Raw genomic sequence first — 19,190 nt, forward strand, 5'->3', positions numbered from 1 at the left:
GTAACTTTAGAGTAGATTACCATAGATAGATTTTTAGATTAATGAATTGAATTTCAACACTTTAATTTACTGAAAATCTATCTTTTTTGTTGCATAATAATCAAATATTATTAATCGAACTCAGGTTAGTAGAAAAAAGCTTAGAATATTATGAAACAACTATTCTTTTAAGCCTTAAAACGAGCATAGAAATTTCATTTTTTCTTCTTTGCGTTGTATCAGATTTTTTTTTACGATTCATGGTCTGCCCTATACTTAGAAGGCACCTTATTAAATTGCTGCTTAAAGGACTTCCTAAAATTTTTTTGATCATTGAACCCCAGATCGAAAGCAATTTCAGAAATAGTCATCTCTGTCTTAACCATAAGTTGAGCAGCTCTTTTTAATTTTATTACTCGTATGAATTCCGTAAGTGATTGATCGGTCAAAGATTTTAGCTTTCTGTATAAAGCAGATCTACTCATATTCATTTCGTCGATAAGTACCTGTACCGTAAACTTTGAATTGGTCATATTCTCTTCTACAATTTTAATAGCCTTCTTTAAAAAATCTTCATCGGCTGAAGTAGCTGTGACCTCTTTCGGTCGAAGAATGACATCTTTTTTGAACCTCTCAATAAGGTCTCTTCTCGATTTTAAGAGGTTATTGACCCTTAACTCAAGAATTTCTGCATCAAAAGGCTTTGTGATATAAGCGTCTGCGCCAGTTCTATAACCTGATTTTTGATAATCCTCTGCAGTGCGGGCGGTCAACATAATTACCGGAATATGACTAGTTCTAACATTCGTTTTTATGTTATGGCACAGTTCCATTCCGTCCATAACCGGCATCAACACATCGGTTATGATTAAATCAATTGGGTAAATTTTGGCAATCTCCATACCGATTGCACCATTTGCTGCATCAAATACGTTATGGGTATTTTTAAATAAACCTCTTATGAAGGTTCGTACTTCGGTGTTATCCTCCACCACCAAAATTGAAGTTAGTGTTTCATTATAATATATTTCCTTCTGCACGTCTAACCTTTGCTCCAGGTATCCTTGCTCCAAGTAAGCTGATCTTTCCAAATCATAAAGGTCACTTTCATTCGCTAACAAATCGCTTTGAACACATTGATCATTACTTAAATGCGCTTTACCTAGAGGTAATAAAACCGTAAAACAAGTTCCTTTTTTCTCGGTACTTTTTACTTTGATCAAACCTTGATGTAATTCGACCAAACTTTTAGCAAGTGGAAGGCCTATACCTGTTCCAAAACGTTCTCCATACTGATAAAACCGATCAAATATAACATTGATGTTTTCTTTAGGAATTCCTTTTCCATTATCCCTTACCCTAATTTTAACCTTATTCGTTTTTGAATTTTTATTACCCTCAATCTCAATACTGATCTGACCATAATCACTAGTAAATTTGAAGGCGTTGGAAAGAAGGTTGAAAAGTACTTTTTCAAGCATAATCTTATCGAACCATACTTGAATATTCTCTGACGATATCGAGAGCTTATATTCAATATTCCTACTACTGGCCAAATCTTCAAAGGCTAATTTCACATCTGCTATAAATGAAACAATATTACCTTCGGACGCCTGAAGCTGCATTTTTCCGGCATCAGTCTTCCTAAAATCCAATAATTGATTAATCAGTTGCATCAGCACACTTGCATTCCGGTGCATTATTTCAAGCTGATTTTGAATTAAGGTAGTGCCTTTTTTTAATTTCAACATGCGTTCAAGAGGTCCTATTATAAGGGTAAGCGGTGTGCGAAAGTCATGCGAGATATTGGTGAATAACTCGAGTTTCAATCTATTAGCCTCTTCAATTCTTTCTTTTTCAAGACGTTCCTGTTGTAATTCGTTCTTGGCATATATCCTTTGAATACCGTTTCTTCTTATCACTAGTAGTGCCCCAATAATTAATAGTGAATACATTGCATAAGCCCACCATGTTTGCCACGGTGCCGAAAGAATGGTAAAAGACAGTGACTTGCCTTTTTCATTCCATAATCCATCATTATTAGAAGCCTTCACCTTAAAAGTATAATCTCCTGCATCAAGGTTGGTATAGGTTGCCGTCCTTTTATTACCCACTTCATTCCACTCACTATCAAAACCTTCTAATTTGTAGGCATATTGATTCTTGTTCGGCTGAGAATAACTTAAAGCAACAAAATCAAAATCTAAAACATTTTGATCATGGTTTAGAGCAATGATTTCAATTGAGTCCTTATTTTGTAAAAATGGTTCACTATTGACCCTAAACGACGTTATTGAGACCGGTGGAATAAAGGCATTCTCACTAATTCTATCAGGGTCAAAAACATTAAAGCCGTTAACGCCTCCAAATAATAGCTCTCCCTTATTATTTTTTAAGTAGGCCCCGTAATTAAATTCGTTACTTTGAAGCCCATCAGATTTATCAAAATTCTTAAACTCCCGTGTTTGTAGGTTTAATCTACTCAATCCGCGAATAGTACTTAACCATATATTATTCTTGTCATCGGGGAGTATACCATACACAACATCGTTGGGTAGACCTTCTTCAACACCATATCTAATCACTGAGTTTGTGGTTTCGTTGTAACAGTAAAGACCCGATCCTTCGGTACCAACCCATAGATTATTGCATGGGTCTTTATAGGTGCATAAAACCGAACTTAAGCCTGAAACGACATCTCCAGTTCCAGTATAAGGAATCGAAGTAATTGCCTTAGTTTGGATATGTACTTTTGCTAGGTGCTTATCCCCTCCTACCAAAATAATATTTGGATCTGATGTGCCAGAAATTGTAAAAATAATATCGCCTATTTGACTATTGCTTGCACTTATCCTTTCAATAGATTTTGTTCTTTTATTAAGAACATTAAGCCCCCCTCCCGACGTCCCTATCCAAATATTATTAGCATTATCCTCATATAAAGCAATCACCCTATCATTACTTAAGCTCGTAGAATCACTGTCCCTATTTTTATATTTTTCAAACTTCATTGGACGTTCTTTTGTGTTCAAAAAATTCAAACCTTCACCGTGGGTTCCGATCCAGAAATTCCCTGTATGATCACGAATCATCGCTTTTACGTTATTTGAACTGAGGCTATTCTTATTTTCGTCATCATGTGTAAAATAAGTGAATGCACCAGCTTTTTTATCATAAAAGTTAACACCCCCACCTTCAGTACCAATCCATAGATTATCGTATGAATCTTGAACGATAGAACTTACCACCTTATAGTTAATTTTTGAAGAATTAGTGCCCGATGAAAAATGTTTGAACAGGTCATAACTACGGTTATAATAATTTATACCCCCGGCGTATGTGCCGATCCAAATATCACCCTTGCTATCGCCATATATCTTATAAATAGAATTTTGACTTAAACTATTAGGGTTATTTTCATCATGTACTATATGCACAATGAAATTCTTATCTACATTAATAATATACAATCCAACATAAGTTCCCACCCATAAATTTCCAAAATCGTCTTCGTAGATACTTCTGACATGATTAGTAATAGCGTATTCATTTTTTAATGATAATTTAAAGAGCTCAAATTTATCTAAATCGCTATTGAATAATGCAAGGCCATTTCTAAACCCTAGCCATAATCTTTGTTGACTATCTTCATAAAGTGCGGGCAATGAATTACCGTTAATTCCCTTGTGCAAATCTTTGGGATATTCATACCGATTAAATGATTGGGTTTTGACATTGAAACTATTTACATTCTGTACTGTTTTTATCCACAACTTCCCATCTGAGGTTTTTTCGAGAGCCCGAATACGGTTATCGGACAAACTGGTAGTATCCTCCTTCTTGTGCGTATAATATTTAATTTTATTACTATTTAAATCCATCCTTCCCAAACCGAAATTTGAGCCTATCCATAAATGGTCATTATCATCAGCTATTATACTCCATATTTCATCTTTGAGGTGACTATTGGTACTATTAGGATGAATGTATCTCATGAAGTTATCACGCTCTGCATCATATTTGTTCAAGCCGTTTGTGGTACCCACCCATAAATTACCGCGTTTGTCTTGAAACAAAGATTTTATGTACCCACTGCTCAAACTTGTAGAATCTTGCGTATTGTAACGGTAGGTAACAAAGGTATTACCATCATATTTATTTAGACCATTTCTGGTACCAAACCAAATAAACCCCTTGTCATCTTGCACAATAGTCAGTACCGAATTTTGAGATAGCCCTTCCTGTAATGAAATATTCTTAAATTTCAAGGTAGTTGTCTTATTATCAACATTCTGGCTCGAAACTATTATAAGAGACAAACTACTAACAAAAAGCAACATGTGTTTTTTAAACTTCATTTTCTAGAAGATTCACGTTCAATTAAAGAAGATTTTAGTATTATTTTTTTTCCATTAGACAAAGACTTCCCATTCATGATTTGTTCGAGTAAAATTTCAGTAGCTTGTTTTCCCATTTGATAACCAGGTTGATCTATCGTGGTTAGCGAGGGTTCTATAATAGATGAAATAGGTTCGTTGCTAAAACCTACTATGGCGACATCTTTGGGAATTTGAACTCCGTTTTTCTTAAGATGTTTCATAGCACCAATGGCCGACACATCATTGGCAGCGAATACTCCATCAATTTTAATAGGTAAAGAACGTAATTTTTCTATACTTTCTTTACCATCTTTTTCCATTAGTCTTGAATACAGTACTAATTCAGGTCGATACTTAATGTGATGTTTTTCTAAGGCAGATTTATAACCATTCAAACGATTCTCATATATTTTTAGTTCTTGTGGGCCTGAAAGATGGGCAATATTTTGACAACCTTTGGATATTAGATGTTCAGTAGCGTCAAAACCGCCTTGAAAATCGTCAATTAGCACACTATTAATTCCACTAATTTGACGATGCCGGTCAAAGAATAAAAATTGGGTGCCATTCTTCTTCAATTGTAACAAGTGGTCATTACTATTAGTTTCCATTGATACTGAAATCAAAACTCCATCTACTCTATTCGCTAACAATGTCTCCGTTATGTTACGCTCCCTATCCAGGCTTTCCAATGATTGGCAGATAATAACATTATATCCTGACTCAAAGGCTACTTCTTCAACCCCAGCAATGACCGACGAAAAAAAATGACGCGATATTCTCGGAACGACAACTCCAATAAGATTGCTCTTTTGTTTTCTGAAATTAGATGCCATAAGGTTACGCTGATACCCTAATTCAGTGGCTTTATTTAAAACCTTAAACTTGGTTACCTGGGTAACCCTGGGACTGTTGTTCAATGCTCTTGAAACAGTAGAACTATCAATATTCAAGGCTCTTGCAATATCGTGTATGGTTACCTTATTATTTTCCATTGAATTGTATACTGCTCTAATATACAAACAAACATATAAAAATGACCAAATACAATCGATTGTATTCTATAGCATTTACTTATATTTACATTGACTTAACAGTCAAAAAAACATCAATTAAGTACAGATACTATTAAATAATCAGTAAAACATACCTATGGCAATTCATTATCAAGTAAGGTACGCAGCTTCACCTAAAGGAGTCAAAACATACGACACAGAACAATTAAGAGATGAGTTTTTAATAAAAGATTTAATGCAGCCAGATACCATCAATTTGGTTTACACACACTATGATCGATATATTGTCGGTGGAGTCGTTCCAACAAACAAAGAGCTTAAATTGGAAACCATTGATCCATTAAAAGCCGACTACTTTTTGGAGCGTCGTGAATTAGGCATTATAAACGTAGGCGGTAAAGGTTCGATAACAGTCGATGGCAAAAAGTTCGATCTTGATTACAAAGAGGCTTTATATATAGGTAAAGGTAATAAAGACATAGTATTCAATAGTGCTGACACTTCAAATGTGGCTAAATTTTATTTAAACTCCACCCCTGCCCACAAAGCATTTCCTACTAAAAAGGTAAGTGCCGCTGATGCGGAAATAGTAGAAATGGGGTCTTTGGAAACAGCCAATGCACGTACGATAAGAAAGTTGATTGTAAACAGCACAGTAGAAACCTGTCAAGTACAAATGGGAATGACCGAGCTAAAAACCGGAAGTGTTTGGAACACTATGCCCGCCCACGTTCACGATCGACGTATGGAAGTATATTTTTACTTTGAGGTCCCAAAAGACCAAGCGGTTTGCCACTTTATGGGTCAACCTCAAGAAACCAGACATATATGGATGGGCAATAATGAAGCGGTAATCTCGCCCCCATGGTCTATTCATTGCGGATCAGGAACAAGTAACTATACTTTTATTTGGGGTATGGCTGGAGAGAATTTGGACTACGGAGATATGGATCACTGCAAAATAGATGAACTAAGATAAACCAAAAACTATGTCAATAAACTTATTTGACCTGTCAGGAAAAATAGCTTTGATCACAGGAAGCACCCACGGTCTAGGGATGGCCATGGCTGAAGGTTTAGGAAAAGCAGGAGCCACGATACTAGTAAACGGGAATTCATCACAACAAAAAATCGATGATGCTGTAGCCCATTACGAATCTTTAGGCATTAAAGCAAAGGGATATAAATTTGACGTAACCGATGAAGCCGAGGTCATAAATGCCGTTCAAAAAATTCAAAAGGAGGTAGGACCAATAGATATTTTGGTAAACAACGCCGGTATTATCAAACGAACACCTTTAGAAGATATGGCAGTTGCCGATTTCAAACAGGTCATCGATGTTGATTTAGTTAGCCCTTTTATTGTTTCTAAACATGTTGTACGAGGCATGATTGAAAGGAAACAAGGAAAGATAATTAATATGTGTTCCATGATGTCAGAACTCGGCAGAAATACGGTAGGTGCTTATGCAGCTGCCAAGGGCGGTCTTAAAATGCTTACACGAAACATGGCTACGGAATGGGCGAAACATAACATTCAAATAAACGGTATTGGTCCGGGCTATTTTGCTACCGCACAAACTGCTCCTATTCGGGTAGATGGCCATCCTTTTAATGAATTTATCATTAACAGAACTCCATCAGCTAAATGGGGAGACCCTAACGACTTGGCTGGTGCAGCTATCTTTTTATCCTCTAGGGCAAGTAATTTTGTAAACGGCCATATTCTATATGTTGACGGAGGAATACTTGCAACAATAGGCAAACCAAATAATGAAGATTAGCGGTTAAAAAGCATCAATTATGAAAATAAATACTGTTATCTCTGCCTTTTTTGCATCAATATTGTTTTTCTCGTGTTCCCAAAAAGAAAAACCATTGACGATATTAGTGAAAAACACTTTAGACCAAGAGCGCTCTTTTGAGACCATTTCATTAACAAAAGAGTTATTAATAGTTGATAGCCTTACAAATCTTGGAGTAAAAGATGTGGCCACAGATAAGTTATTGGTTACACAATTAATCGATAATGATGGGGACGGAATAATGGATGAACTTATTTTTCAACCTTTACTAAGTCCAAAATCAGAAAAAAAATTTGAGATTATTTCGATTTCTGAAGCAAATAGACCTGAATCAAAAGATTACTGTTATTCACGTTTTGTTCCAGAACGTACCGATGACTATGCTTGGGAAAATGACCGAGTAGCTTTTCGTATGTTTGGCCCTACGGCTCAAAAAATGGTTGAAGACGGTGTTGCTGGCGGCACATTATCAAGTGGGGTAGATGCTTGGTTAAAAAAAGTCGATTATCCGATTATTAACAATTGGTATAAAAAAGAAACTGAAACCGATGGCACCTATCATGAAGATACTGGTGAAGGTCTCGATGACTTTCATGTAGGTAACAGCAGAGGAGTCGGAGGGTTGGCAATTAAAAAAGACAGCACCTATTACTTTTCAAAAAATTATACTAGATGGCGAACAATTACCACAGGTCCTATTCGAACTAGTTTTTATCTTGAAATCGCCGACTGGGATGCTTCGGGAAATACAATTAAGGAGTCAAAAATAGTTAGTCTCGACCGCGGAAACAATTTCTCGAAATTTAAAGTTGAATTAGAGGGTTCTGAAGAAGTGTACGCAGGATTGACTCTTCATGAAAAAGACGGAAAAGTATCAGGAAGTAAAAATAAAGGATGGGTAAGTTATTGGCAGCCTCATGGTGATTCAGAACTGGGCACCGGCATTATAGCTAATTCAAATTATTTTAAAGGATTTGAAATATATAATGTGGAAGAAAATGACCTCAATAACGCTTACGCACAATTAAAGGTAAAAAATCATAAAGTTATTTATTATGCCGGTTTTGGTTGGAAAAAAAGAGGTAGGTTCAATAATCAGAAAGAATGGGAAAATCATCTATCACAATTTGCTGATAAATTAAGAAGTCCTATGATGGTTTCTGTCATTAATACCGTTAGATAAATTTGCTTTCTAAATACCATTAAGTGTAACTTTTTTAACGATGATATAAACACAACCTTACATTTATATTATCTTAAGCTAACTAGATATTACATAAGCTCAAGTTTTAAGCATCATCTAATACCAATACTATTTTCTAACTGTATTTAGTTTGAATAACTAAAAATGAAAATTAAATTTTAGTTGTATTTACACCCTAAAAGTTACTTTGACATAATTTATATCATCAGAATTTCGCTAATCGTCAGCACAAGAAATGAATTATAGCACGTATACAACAATGACTGGAATCAACTAGTAAGGTTCGAGCTCCGAACAGTTTACCAAATCTGATAATACCTGAGACCAAAACTTTCCAAATCTAATAATTTGTATGGTTTTTTTTGAGCGATTCTATAAAACAATATTGTTTGATATACTCTATTTAGATATCGTCTACATAGTTATTACTTGACTTAGATTAGAGCCTATTCTTTGCTTAGTTAATTTGACTTTTCTTAACAATTGTTTAATAATTAAGACGACATTTATGTGGATTACCTCAACATTTTCATTCCTATTTTGAATTCATAGCCAATAGTGCTAACAAAAACAATTTTCCAATTATGTAGGCTAGTATGGCCATTCATAAAAAAAGGGTATTTTAAGCATCAAAAAATAGGTCGATGTAGCTCTGTTGGATTCCAAAGCGATTGATAGCATAAGGTTATGGAAAAACTTTAATAGCTGTACATTATACGCTATCTCACAGCTCTTCTAAATCAAATAAAATAGGTTTGTCAATACTCACGAACCAATATCAGATAATACGTCACTTCGTGTCACTTTGCCTCCCCTTAAGTCACTAGTTTCTTCGTCTTCGATATTGAAAGTCTTTCCATAGTCATTATCGAAAATAAGTTGTTTGTCTCTGTGTTCTGAAAGTCTTTTAAAGGATTATGATGAATAGGTGTGCGTCTTTCTTCTTCTTTTTTGGAAGTGGCGATAACCCCTATTTTTAAAATTGAAACGTACTAAATTCAGTAAAGTATGAGAGAAATATAACCATAAGACAGTTACTTACTAGTAAGTAGGCATTAAGTTAGTCGCAAGGGTTTTATTAATCGAAATAAGGGCATAAAGCTATCTCAATTATTCGCAGCGACTGCCATTAAAATGGCTACGTAATGACAAACCGCAGCTGCGAGCACAAAAAAATGCCAGACTGCGTGGTTGTATGGATATTTCTCCCACAAGTAAAAGATAACTCCCAAAAGGTAAAGGGCACCTCCAATTAGAATCATAGTAAGAATATCGGCAGGAATACTTTCAAAGAAAGTACGCCCGCCAACTATCATAAGGCATCCCATTACTATATAAATCAGTGTTGAAAAAACTTTCCATTTGCCTGTGAAAAAAATCTTGAAAATGATTCCCAATGCCGTTAGGCCCCACAAAACCGAAAGCAACGTAATACCAAAAGCATTATGCATATACATCAATAAAAACGGAGTGTAGGTGCCCGCTATCAAGAAATAAATACTAATATGGTCAAGAATTTCTAATATTCGTTTTGCCTGAGCATGTTGAAATCCGTGGTAGAGTGTAGAAAAAGTAAATAGCTGTAAAAAACAAAAACCATATATAGCCGCACCGATAATACCACGGGTGTTATCACTCTTAATAGCAAAGGATATTAGTATTGGAATGCTTACGATACCAAAAATAATTCCAAAGCCATGTACGATACTGTTTACGAGTTCTTGCTTAATTTTTGTATTTGTTTCTTGGGCTTCCATGAAAATAAGTTGAGTTGGCTAACTAAACTAAGAGGTTTTTTAAAAATCACCTAAACACTTACCGTCGTTAACCTTATTGGCGCTATAATATACAATTTACTCCATGGAAATGCACAAAGCGAACCGATAGAATCATTCAGATAGAAGTTAGGTAGGGTATTGCTTAATTCTCAACGTATGTATTTTCACCAAATAATCTAAGACTCACCTGAATTGATATCCGAGTGATTTCCTTAGAAAATCTAGAACGATAACTTCTTAAAGTGCCTCCGCATTAAGACTCAACATTGGAATAGTGATTTTGGACTCCATTTTCTTAATCAAATCTTTATGGAATAGTTTTTTTAGAAAACTATTGTCTTTGCGTTCCAATAAAACAATCATATCGGCATTGGTGGCATCAATATAATTGCGCAACCCTTCATATATATTATCATTAATATTAATGTCAAAAGTTATGTTCCTATAACTTGTTTTTTCAAATAGCATTTCTTTGAACCACTCCATCTTATCCTTTACCTTATATTCGTCTTTATTGGTAATATGTACAATTTTGATCGTGGTATCAAAAGGTTTGGCGATTTTAACTAATTTTTTAATCGCTAATACATCAGCCTCCTCAAAGTCTGTGGCATAAATCAGCGTCTTTATTTTTTGGAACGGCTTTGTGCTTGGTACTATAAGAAGGGGTGTAGCTACTTTTTCAATAAGTGCTTTGGCTATACTCCCCGTAAACGATCCACGTGCAGTATGTTCGTCCTTCATTCCAACAATTAACAAATCTGGAGACAAGTTTGCTATTTCCGAAAGAATTCCATTGGTGACCGAATCATCTTCTTTTACTTCATATGTAATGGCTGTTTCTGCCTTTATATCTTTCAAGTGGTTGGAACAATAACGCTTTAAAACAAGTAATTGTTCATCGTACGCATGTTCACTTAGATATTTCTTGGGCCGCATGGTCTTAACCACAATTGGAGGAAGGCTAAATATGTGTAGAACAGTAAGATTCGCTTTTAGTATATCACTTAACATTAATGCATATTGAAGTGTATGGGTGTCATGCTTTGAACAATCGGTGGCATAGAGAATATTTTTCATTTTAAGTATTTATTTGATACAATGAAATTAGGGCTATAAATTTTAGTTAAATATGACATATGTCATACCTTGGTGTACACCAGTTTTGATTTTAGCCATTTTTGATTATGTTTCTCTTAGCTACATTTATCAAGTTTGGGTAAACGCTTTTATAGTAAGGTGTTTTTAGGTAAGATGTGATGCTAAATGGATTATGGATTTCAGATTCAAATAATCTACCCTCAACCAATCTGGATATATATGATTCCAATCAAGATGATACTCCCAAAAGTATAACCCACGAACTTCGCAGTAGTACTAGTTCCTTTAAATACGGCAATAGCCAACTTCACTAACATATTGCTCATGATTGCTGCAATAATGAGCAAGGAGGCAAGTTTCAATTTTTCCCCATCCAAAGAAAATTTAGCCATACTTATGGTAATGGCATCGGTGTCTGCCAGACCTGCAATAAGAGCAGAATAATACAATCCACTATCTCCGAAAAATTCGTTGCTATAAAAAACGGTGAAAAGAATCACCACATAAATAACTCCTAACCCAATAGCGTTAATAAGGTTCAAGGGGTTACCCAATTTAATATTGATGTCGGGTTTATTGGTATCCCTTATTATTAATACTAAAGAGACCACTAAGCAGACTATGGTCAGCACACCGAAGGGTTTTTCCAAATAGGTCAAAAGGGCATTGTTAAAGATATAGGATAAGAGGGCAAGTTGCGTAAACATAATGGCCGAGGCGATTATAATATCCGCAGCATATTTTCTAGAGAGTTCTTGAGGTTCTACACTTCTAGAGGTATAACCCCAAGTTACCGTTGTGCTTGCTATTAAGCCACCTAAGATTAGCGTTAACAAAATCCCCTTTTTGGAACCTACTTATTTGAGCAAAAAATAGCCCATAAGGTTTAAAAACAATACAATTACGACAACGGAACCGATTTCAAACGGATTCAATAAATCATAGGGACCATACGTTTTGTTCGGTAGAAAAGGTAATATCAAAAGTGCAATTATCAAGAATTTTAAAAAGGCAAATAATTCTTCTGAAGTAATATTACTGATGACTGAACAAAATCGGGTTTTTAGGGAAAGTACCGTAACGATGATAACCGCTGTTGCAACTACATCCTTATAATATTGCGCAGAAACCACTACCCTCAAAACAAACGTGGCAATTAGCGCTAAATTTGTGGTTAGTCCATTAGCATATTCTTCCTTTTTCTAAAAAAAATGAATAAAGGCTAAAAACAAAATGAAAGTACCTAATCTTACCATCAACAGCCAAGGCGTGTAATTTTCGGTAAGATTTGCCAAAGAAAATCCTAAAATAGCCACCATTGGAAAAGTACGGATACTAGCAAACCCCTAATCCTTTAATTTATCATATTCTCGCCAACCCCAATATAAGACCTATACCCATACTTATGAGAACTCCTAAATATAGGAGCCCATTAATTCGTTCATTCCTTGATATGTGTTCATATAATTCTATTAATTAAATATGAAGAAATTTTTAATATTTATCCTTCCTGAAGGTAGATATGACAATATAAAATCTCAGCATGGCCAGTAGTGCAAACCCGATAGCACCCAAAAGAGGCACCCCTTTGACCAAAGGAGGCATTATAGCAATAACCAAAAGGGATGATTCGATGGACAAAGCCCCTATGATGACCGCAAAAACCATGCGATTGACGGCTTTGCTAGTTGCTATTTGAAATTCTTTAAGCCTCTTATGTTTGTGTACCATACCAGTTTACCTTCTTTTATTTTTTAAGAATGGTATTGATATCATCTGGTAGCGTATCAACTAGGTCATTAATTTATTGAAAGCGGTGTAGGTTCTTTTTAAACAGACGTTTTAAGTTAAATCGTCTTCGTATAATCTTCGATGAATAGGGTTGCTGGTTATCCATAATATTAAATTTGGGGTCAAGTTTAAGTGCTACTCCCTCTATAATAACAATACCACGAATCAACATATATAGATAGTATGGTAAGATGATTTTGTTCTCGGACAACACCGTTTTAAACTGATTTAATGTTGTACCCAATTTTATGTTTTGAAGTGTCGTATTACTGACTCCTTCAACCAATTCATTTAAATCTTGTTCAAGTTTTTTATAGTCGGGGATATCTGTTTTTGTGGCAATTTTTTCTAGTAGAGGCATAATTTTCTTAATATCCTTTCGCAAAAAATACAGCAAAAGGTCACCTAAGGCTTCTTTATCGTTTGGCATAATCGCACCCATCATACCAAAATCTATAAAACAAATCTGTCCGATTTCTGGTAGCACTAAAATATTTCTGGGATGGGAATCGGCATGGAAGAATCCATGTTTCAAAATCTGTTCAACATATAAATCTACTCCAACTTTCGCTAAGGCCGGTGGGTCAATATTCGCAGCTTTTAAGGTGTCAATTTCTGATACTTTTATTCCGTCCAAAAATTCCATACAAATAAGTCAATCGGTAGATAGTTCTCTATATACCACAGGAACTTGAATGACTTCATTGCCTTTAAAGTTTTTGGCAAATCGCTCGGTATTGTCCATCTCCCTTAAAAAGTGAAGCTCTTCTCCTATACTTTGTTCAAACGACGCCACAATACGCATCGGTTAATGAACTTAGTTTGACTATTATACTCTTCAAGACTTCGGACGACTTGTTTCATCTTATGATGTGATTTTTCTTCTTTCGTAAAGAGGAACCAAAGTTATTTGGAATCATAGAAGTTTCCCTTGACCTATATCATCAGAATTAAAAAAGTAACTAATTTGCTGAAATAGTGGAGAGATACTACCATCTAAATAGGCTAAACTCTATATAAGCTATGCTAGTACGCCCTCAAATTTTAATTATATCTGTAGGAGTTTCAACCAAAATAGTGATATTACCACGTAAGGCAATCGGTTGTTTCATGATTTCAGGATTGTGCTGAATCATCTTTATCCAATCGTCTGTAGAAAAATTGTGATACTCAAAATGCTTTTTATAAGATGGGTGTTCTTGATTCACCAAATCGGCCACTTCAAGATGCAAGCGATCTGCAAGTTCCACAAGTTGAGTTCCAGTTAGTTTTGTTTTTAGTATATCGATTTCTTGAATGGCTAATCCTTCTGCTTTAGCATATGCCAGAGTCTGTTTTGCTCTTGTGGATTTTGAGCTATAGAACAAGGTTATTTGTCTATCTGATGTAGCGATTTCTCCCATAATGTTTTTAGGTATTATTTATTTATTCTTATGCGTCTCCAGATGATGCTTCAATAATTCCTTTAAACTCTCTAAATATTCTTGCATAACCATTTTGTCTATGTGCGGATGCTTTTTGACGGGCAAGGTCATGGGATTTTCACCCAATGAACGATAGAGCTCAGGGTAATTGGTTTCTATGTTGGTAGTAACTTGTGTAATTTCGTTTAATATTTTATGAAGTTCTTTCATTTTTTTATGCTTTAAGAATTGAATATTGTAACCTAGAATTAGTTTAAACACTATCGAAATAAGATAAAAACTTTATACGCCAAAGAGAGAATTCTAGTGAACGAATCGTTGTTTATTTAATTTAAAACCCATCGTTTAACTATTATCTTATTTATTCAATTTGAGGCAACACCATTAACGGTATTTCAGTCTTAAAGGTTATATTTTTTATAATGTTCTCATGTGTTAATTTCTGAAAAAATCCGTGATTTGTTTTTAGAATAGCCATCATGCCGATATTTTTATTTGCTTTTTCTATTTGATAAAGGGTATTAGCCACAGTATCTTTCAGTTCAATTTCAAAAAATTGATGCTTAGTGTTCTCCAAAGCTTTTCTTAGTAGCTCTTTGTTTGATTTTTGTGTATCGCTCAAAGTTTCTTCTGTTTTAAGGTGTACAACGTTTAAAGTGGCTTCCCAAAAAAAAGTTATTTGAATCAACGGAACAAGTTCCATCGTCATAAAGGTATGTTTAAAGTCGGTTGCTAAAACAATTTCCTTAAGGCCAGTATATTTATATGCTGCGGGTATGACAACTATAGGGCAATTATGAATATACTTAATGAGGTCTAAAGTATTACTACCAACAAAAATTTCACGGAGTGCTGATGAACCTTTTGTTCCGATAAAAACATAATTGACGCCCTCGTTTATTTGAGTCCGGTTGGTCAAATTAAGTACAGAATCGGTTTCTAAAACTCCCTTAAAATGATGTTTTTTATTATTGTTTTGAACTTCCAAAGTATGTACAAGTTGGTTTAGGTCTTCTTTGGTGCTTTTTTTGTCTTTCGAAGAAGAAGGTGCGTCGTGATATGCATGCAGTAGATAAAACGTGCATCTCTCATTTTTAAAAAGAAGAAGTGCAAAATCGATAGCCTTTTGTGCATTTTTAGAAAAATCGGTAGGTAATATAATTTTTTTCATGTGTTGCTGCTTATTAATATTTTTAATATTCCAGGTATTAAAATATCATATGATTAACATTCTATTTTTGAAGCAAAGGCTAGTTTTTGTATCATTTCATCCCCCATCAATTCCATTTTCGATAATTATAAAAACTTCTTTTCCTTGTTTTTTAAAAACTTTAACGAAGTAAAAAAGGTCACATTTAAACTATCAGTGCTCTGTTCTGAACGTATGCAAATCGTATACTTAGAAATTATCCATCAACTCAACCAAACAGTGTTAGTATGAAATTACTTACTGTAATAATATAGTAAATCAGTTACCCATTTCAAGTAACCCGATTTCAATTTCCCTTAGTAAATCTATACTCTCTTTTTCTATGAAATCTACCTAAGTTACTTGAGTATCCACTGGTGTAAAACCTTTAGACCATCATCACAAAACTCGAGGTCTGACTACCAATATTATGTAAGAACATAATGTTATGGTCAATCGCCTTTATGCATAAAACTATGCTTAAATCTGTTTATACAATCGCTTATAATATACTGATTTAATCTGCTTTATGTTTGAATCCAAATGTACTAAGCGGGTCATGTAAAATATATGACCAAAATCAGGATTGAAGAAATTCTTTTAGAACCTAATTTATTACGCATAATATGCTATAATAAAATGAATAGGAAAATTTTGACGCTTTTATAACTTACAGTAAGTTACTTTTTAACGTACCCAAATCATTACTTATTTTTTGATTTAACCGTTCTTTGGGAATGAAATTTTTCAAACAATTTGCTTACAGCTTTTTGAATAGTGACATCTGCATTTTCGATTAGGCCAATATCTAATATTCTTGTTGTAACACCCTGCCAAACAACCTGTTTCTGCTCAAGGTCTAACAAATGAATGGTCATTGTTCCTTCGTCATACTGATAAAGTGCATTAGGCTCTATTTGTGCATAATGATTTATTTCATCATTATGATAGCTGCGATCTACAACCGCATTGCGTTCTAATTGTATATGAAAATCCATTTCGAGATCGACATTACCTTCTCTCAAAACAAATCCTTCCTTCTGCATGGCCGCATCGATTGCGTTTTTCCATCTTTTTCTATTAAGCGAATTATCATATTGGGGAAAATCTTTATTGATAGGGTCTACTGTAGCAGACCATGCATAGGTTTTATAATTGTCAAAATTCACCTCCTTATCAATATCACTTAAAACCTTGGTAGAGGAACAAGCACTTAAAAGTATACTAATGGCAAAAACTGTAATTAAATTTTTCATTTGTAGTTGTTTTTTAAAATGAAATTTGCCTGTACAATAGACGAGTCTCATTTAACAAAAATAAATCCTTTAAAAAGTATTTTACATGACATTAGTCAGGTTTAAATTATATAGTAAAGTATGACCTAGGTCATACTTTCCGACCTCCTTGTATGATATCTTTAAAACTCAATCTAAAAAAATAGATTTAAGTGAAAACAATTCTATACGCCACCGATTACTCAGAGAACTCTGTTGCCGCATTAAAATACGCTATAGAAATGTCTGAACAGATGAGTACACGGTTAGTGGTTACCCATGTATTTGACTACCCAACCGTGTTGGGAACTGAGAATCTTGATGAACCTTTTCCGCATTTAGAGGAAAGTGCGTTTAAGTCGCACCGTTCAAAATTAGAGAAGTTTTGCGAAGCGCATTTAGGGAGTGCTTGGAAAACTCAAAACTTACAGTTAGAAGCTATCGAAAATAAGTCCGTCGTAAAAGGGGTTATCTCAGTAGCTGAGGAATGGCACGCCTATTTAATTGTCATAGGTATGAAAGGTGGAAGTGTGCTTCGGGAAATGATTATGGGAAGTACAACAAAGCAACTCATCGAAAAGGCACCTTGTCCAATATTATCCATTCCTATGGATGCTGGTTATATGAACCCCAAAACAATTGTTTATGCTACAGATTTTGAGGTAGAAGATGTCTACGCTATTCGAAAATTAGCGGAAATGGCAGAGATGCTCGATGCTGAAATAAAAGTTGTTCACATCTCTACTAAGGATGAATATAAAGGAGAGATGCAGATGGAATGGTTTAAAGAAATGCTAGACGAAAAAGTAACGTACAAACGTATCGCTTTTGAATTATTGCTTACTGACAACGTTTTTGAAACCCTCAGAATCTATCTTGGGGATACGAACGCAGACCTAATAGTTATGTTAGAAAGAGAACATAAAAGTATCTTTAAAAAATGGTTCCATCGGGATCTTGTTAAAAAGATGGAATCCTATGGTAGGATGCCGCTCTTAAGCTTTAGAGGAGCCAACCATCAATTATTCTATTTTAAGGCAGCACTTTAAAATCTGTTGTAATGGCCAGAAGAATTTATAGTATATTGATTGCAATTGCGCTAGGATTAGGATTTTATCTATATTCCATTAAAGAAACACATTCAAAAATATTCTTGATAGTAACGGCAGGGGTTATTTTCACCTTTTTCAGTATGGGTATCCATGGATTAATTGCCCATTCCCTAAATCCTAAAGCAAAGGGAGGTATTCTTTTGTATCCACTACTAATGGGTGCGCTTTGGGCTTTTATGTTATTTTTGTTTGTATTTTTTATACTTCCTATTTTCTGCCCTGATTTTTTGATACCTATTTAACTCAACATTCACTTTCTAAATAGGTGCGATTTTTAAAAGGTAAAATAATGTCAATAGTTTTTCATACAGACACCTTTACCTTTTTCTTTAAAAACTCTTGCTTCGTCGGGAGTGGAACATAAAAAAAATCATACACGTCGGAAATTTAAAATAATATCAGTTGAACTTAAATTTCATACATGAACACCATTTTCATCCCAAATATGGAAAGTTTCTTTTAGAACTTAGTACACTGGATAAGCAGTAAAAAGTGAACTATACTCGTAGTCTTTATGGTTACCACCCCGTAAACAAAACAATCCCTCATTAAGACGTCTCCTCCTTATTAGTATTTTCTTTTTTTGCCAATAATCTATTAAATCCCACAACTACCTCCATCTTTTTTTGCCCCTAGTTTCACAAGGATAGTTTCTAATAAACACCACTTCGAAAATGCCGATTGTATTAAATTAACCCCTATGAAGACGGTAAACCACAGCCAGTTGATATTAACATACACGGCCAAAACAACACTTAATAATACCAATGTTCCTACGATAACTCTAAAATATGTATTTAGCATTTTAATTATTCTTTAAGATTAAATTGATCTTTCAATAGGAACCACAACTGCTTTTATTGGGTTGTTAGTTTCCAAATTTTGATTGAATTCTTTGATAAGCTTAAAAAGCATATCAATATTTTTATCTTCCGTAAAAGAAAAGAATAAACTCGATTCTAACCTTCCCTTTTCACTTGGAAACCAACTTGCAGTTCGCACCATAGAGGTATGATTTTTATATCCATCGATATCTGAACCACTAAAGTTCTCGATATCCGCTTTTTTAAAGAGCCGCAGAATTTCCTTTTCGAATTCCTCAACGACCGTTACAATTAGTAATTTCATTTTTATCTTT

At 34.5% G+C, this 19,190-nt stretch carries 18 protein-coding genes and 1 pseudogene; 6 read left to right on the forward strand and 13 right to left on the reverse strand.

Annotated features, from left to right (window positions below):
• Positions 1–230 precede the first annotated feature (230 nt).
• Positions 231–4,337, reverse strand: coding sequence for a hybrid sensor histidine kinase/response regulator transcription factor (locus ES765_RS18770; protein WP_138115881.1), 4,107 nt, complete (start codon positions 4,335–4,337; stop codon positions 231–233).
• Entirely contained in the window at positions 4,334–5,353 is a 1,020-nt protein-coding gene (locus ES765_RS18775; RefSeq protein ID WP_138115882.1) for a LacI family DNA-binding transcriptional regulator, read from the reverse strand. Before ES765_RS18775 ends, ES765_RS18770 begins: the two co-directional genes overlap by 4 nt.
• Positions 5,354–5,510: 157 nt before the next feature.
• Between ES765_RS18775 and kduI the strand changes: the two genes are divergently transcribed.
• The 3 genes from kduI to ES765_RS18790 are packed head-to-tail and all read left to right on the forward strand — an operon-like array spanning position 5,511 to position 8,362.
• Positions 5,511–6,353 carry a 5-dehydro-4-deoxy-D-glucuronate isomerase gene (gene kduI, locus ES765_RS18780; protein ID WP_138115883.1) on the forward strand — a complete coding sequence of 281 codons (843 nt, stop codon included), beginning with the start codon at positions 5,511–5,513 and terminating at the stop codon, positions 6,351–6,353.
• A gap of 10 nt (positions 6,354–6,363) precedes the next feature.
• Positions 6,364–7,158, forward strand: coding sequence for a gluconate 5-dehydrogenase (locus ES765_RS18785; protein ID WP_138115884.1), 795 nt, complete (start codon positions 6,364–6,366; stop codon positions 7,156–7,158).
• A gap of 19 nt (positions 7,159–7,177) precedes the next feature.
• A complete protein-coding gene (locus ES765_RS18790) occupies positions 7,178–8,362 on the forward strand; it encodes a DUF4861 family protein (RefSeq protein ID WP_138115885.1) in 1,185 nt (394 codons plus the stop codon).
• 1,127 nt (positions 8,363–9,489) lie between these two features.
• On the opposite strand, the gene trhA is transcribed toward ES765_RS18790, so the two are convergent.
• The 4 genes from trhA to ES765_RS22460 all read right to left on the reverse strand — a co-directional run bounded on the left by trhA (position 9,490) and on the right by ES765_RS22460 (position 12,404).
• A complete protein-coding gene (trhA, locus tag ES765_RS18795; protein WP_138115886.1) occupies positions 9,490–10,140 on the reverse strand; it encodes a PAQR family membrane homeostasis protein TrhA in 651 nt (216 codons plus the stop codon).
• A 258-nt stretch (positions 10,141–10,398) separates the two neighbouring features.
• Positions 10,399–11,241, reverse strand: coding sequence for a universal stress protein (locus tag ES765_RS18800; RefSeq protein ID WP_138115887.1), 843 nt, complete (start codon positions 11,239–11,241; stop codon positions 10,399–10,401).
• A 221-nt stretch (positions 11,242–11,462) separates the two neighbouring features.
• Complete coding sequence (locus tag ES765_RS22455) at positions 11,463–12,098, reverse strand: DUF4010 domain-containing protein (RefSeq protein WP_249356595.1); 636 nt, start codon at positions 12,096–12,098, stop codon at positions 11,463–11,465.
• Positions 12,099–12,119: 21 nt separating this feature from the next.
• Entirely contained in the window at positions 12,120–12,404 is a 285-nt protein-coding gene (locus tag ES765_RS22460) for a hypothetical protein (RefSeq protein WP_249356596.1), read from the reverse strand.
• Between the two features lie 401 nt (positions 12,405–12,805).
• Here ES765_RS22460 and ES765_RS21910 point away from each other — a divergent pair, with 401 nt between their 5' ends.
• On the forward strand, positions 12,806–12,961 hold the full coding sequence (locus ES765_RS21910) for a hypothetical protein (RefSeq protein WP_171017372.1): 156 nt from the start codon (positions 12,806–12,808) through the stop codon (positions 12,959–12,961).
• Positions 12,962–13,066: 105 nt separating this feature from the next.
• On the opposite strand, the pseudogene ES765_RS18810 reads toward ES765_RS21910, so the two are convergent.
• The 5 genes and pseudogenes from ES765_RS18810 to ES765_RS18835 form a co-directional block, all read right to left on the reverse strand.
• A pseudogene (locus ES765_RS18810) lies at positions 13,067–13,858 on the reverse strand (ABC1 kinase family protein).
• A 232-nt stretch (positions 13,859–14,090) separates the two neighbouring features.
• Positions 14,091–14,456, reverse strand: a complete 366-nt coding sequence (locus ES765_RS18820; protein ID WP_138115890.1) for an arsenate reductase family protein — start codon at positions 14,454–14,456, stop codon at positions 14,091–14,093.
• Positions 14,457–14,474: 18 nt separating this feature from the next.
• Positions 14,475–14,687 carry a hypothetical protein gene (locus tag ES765_RS18825; protein WP_138115891.1) on the reverse strand — a complete coding sequence of 71 codons (213 nt, stop codon included), beginning with the start codon at positions 14,685–14,687 and terminating at the stop codon, positions 14,475–14,477.
• Positions 14,688–14,838: 151 nt separating this feature from the next.
• A complete protein-coding gene (locus tag ES765_RS18830; protein WP_138115892.1) occupies positions 14,839–15,648 on the reverse strand; it encodes a universal stress protein in 810 nt (269 codons plus the stop codon).
• Between the two features lie 722 nt (positions 15,649–16,370).
• On the reverse strand, positions 16,371–16,922 hold the full coding sequence (locus ES765_RS18835) for a DUF4136 domain-containing protein (RefSeq protein WP_171017373.1): 552 nt from the start codon (positions 16,920–16,922) through the stop codon (positions 16,371–16,373).
• A gap of 191 nt (positions 16,923–17,113) precedes the next feature.
• Here ES765_RS18835 and ES765_RS18840 point away from each other — a divergent pair, with 191 nt between their 5' ends.
• Together ES765_RS18840 and ES765_RS18845 are read left to right on the forward strand one after the other, a co-directional pair.
• A complete protein-coding gene (locus ES765_RS18840; protein ID WP_138115894.1) occupies positions 17,114–17,989 on the forward strand; it encodes a universal stress protein in 876 nt (291 codons plus the stop codon).
• An 11-nt stretch (positions 17,990–18,000) separates the two neighbouring features.
• Positions 18,001–18,294 (forward strand): hypothetical protein, encoded by a 294-nt coding sequence (locus ES765_RS18845; RefSeq protein WP_138115895.1) that lies wholly within the window; start codon positions 18,001–18,003, stop codon positions 18,292–18,294.
• Positions 18,295–18,649: 355 nt separating this feature from the next.
• Here ES765_RS18845 and ES765_RS18850 read toward each other — a convergent pair whose 3' ends face one another.
• Together ES765_RS18850 and ES765_RS18855 are read right to left on the reverse strand one after the other, a co-directional pair.
• Positions 18,650–18,856: a DUF2892 domain-containing protein gene (locus ES765_RS18850; protein ID WP_138115896.1), complete on the reverse strand. Its 207-nt coding sequence runs from the start codon at positions 18,854–18,856 to the stop codon at positions 18,650–18,652.
• An 18-nt stretch (positions 18,857–18,874) separates the two neighbouring features.
• Positions 18,875–19,180 carry a hypothetical protein gene (locus ES765_RS18855; RefSeq protein ID WP_138115897.1) on the reverse strand — a complete coding sequence of 102 codons (306 nt, stop codon included), beginning with the start codon at positions 19,178–19,180 and terminating at the stop codon, positions 18,875–18,877.
• Between the last annotated feature and the right edge of the window lie 10 nt (positions 19,181–19,190).

The organism is Maribacter sp. ACAM166, assembly GCF_005771495.1.
In the GTDB taxonomy this organism is placed as follows: Bacteria; Bacteroidota; Bacteroidia; order Flavobacteriales; family Flavobacteriaceae; genus Maribacter.

Coding starts and splice junctions, on each gene's coding strand:
- ES765_RS18770 (WP_138115881.1), bottom strand. CDS start 4,337: ATGAAGTTTAAAAAACACATGTTGCTTTTTGTTAGTAGTTTGTCTCTT.
- ES765_RS18775 (WP_138115882.1), bottom strand. CDS start 5,353: ATGGAAAATAATAAGGTAACCATACACGATATTGCAAGAGCCTTGAAT.
- kduI (WP_138115883.1), top strand. CDS start 5,511: ATGGCAATTCATTATCAAGTAAGGTACGCAGCTTCACCTAAAGGAGTC.
- ES765_RS18785 (WP_138115884.1), top strand. CDS start 6,364: ATGTCAATAAACTTATTTGACCTGTCAGGAAAAATAGCTTTGATCACA.
- ES765_RS18790 (WP_138115885.1), top strand. CDS start 7,178: ATGAAAATAAATACTGTTATCTCTGCCTTTTTTGCATCAATATTGTTT.
- trhA (WP_138115886.1), bottom strand. CDS start 10,140: ATGGAAGCCCAAGAAACAAATACAAAAATTAAGCAAGAACTCGTAAAC.
- ES765_RS18800 (WP_138115887.1), bottom strand. CDS start 11,241: ATGAAAAATATTCTCTATGCCACCGATTGTTCAAAGCATGACACCCAT.
- ES765_RS21910 (WP_171017372.1), top strand. CDS start 12,806: ATGGCCAGTAGTGCAAACCCGATAGCACCCAAAAGAGGCACCCCTTTG.
- ES765_RS18820 (WP_138115890.1), bottom strand. CDS start 14,456: ATGGGAGAAATCGCTACATCAGATAGACAAATAACCTTGTTCTATAGC.
- ES765_RS18825 (WP_138115891.1), bottom strand. CDS start 14,687: ATGAAAGAACTTCATAAAATATTAAACGAAATTACACAAGTTACTACC.
- ES765_RS18830 (WP_138115892.1), bottom strand. CDS start 15,648: ATGAAAAAAATTATATTACCTACCGATTTTTCTAAAAATGCACAAAAG.
- ES765_RS18835 (WP_171017373.1), bottom strand. CDS start 16,922: ATGAAAAATTTAATTACAGTTTTTGCCATTAGTATACTTTTAAGTGCT.
- ES765_RS18845 (WP_138115895.1), top strand. CDS start 18,001: ATGGCCAGAAGAATTTATAGTATATTGATTGCAATTGCGCTAGGATTA.
- ES765_RS18850 (WP_138115896.1), bottom strand. CDS start 18,856: ATGCTAAATACATATTTTAGAGTTATCGTAGGAACATTGGTATTATTA.
- ES765_RS18855 (WP_138115897.1), bottom strand. CDS start 19,180: ATGAAATTACTAATTGTAACGGTCGTTGAGGAATTCGAAAAGGAAATT.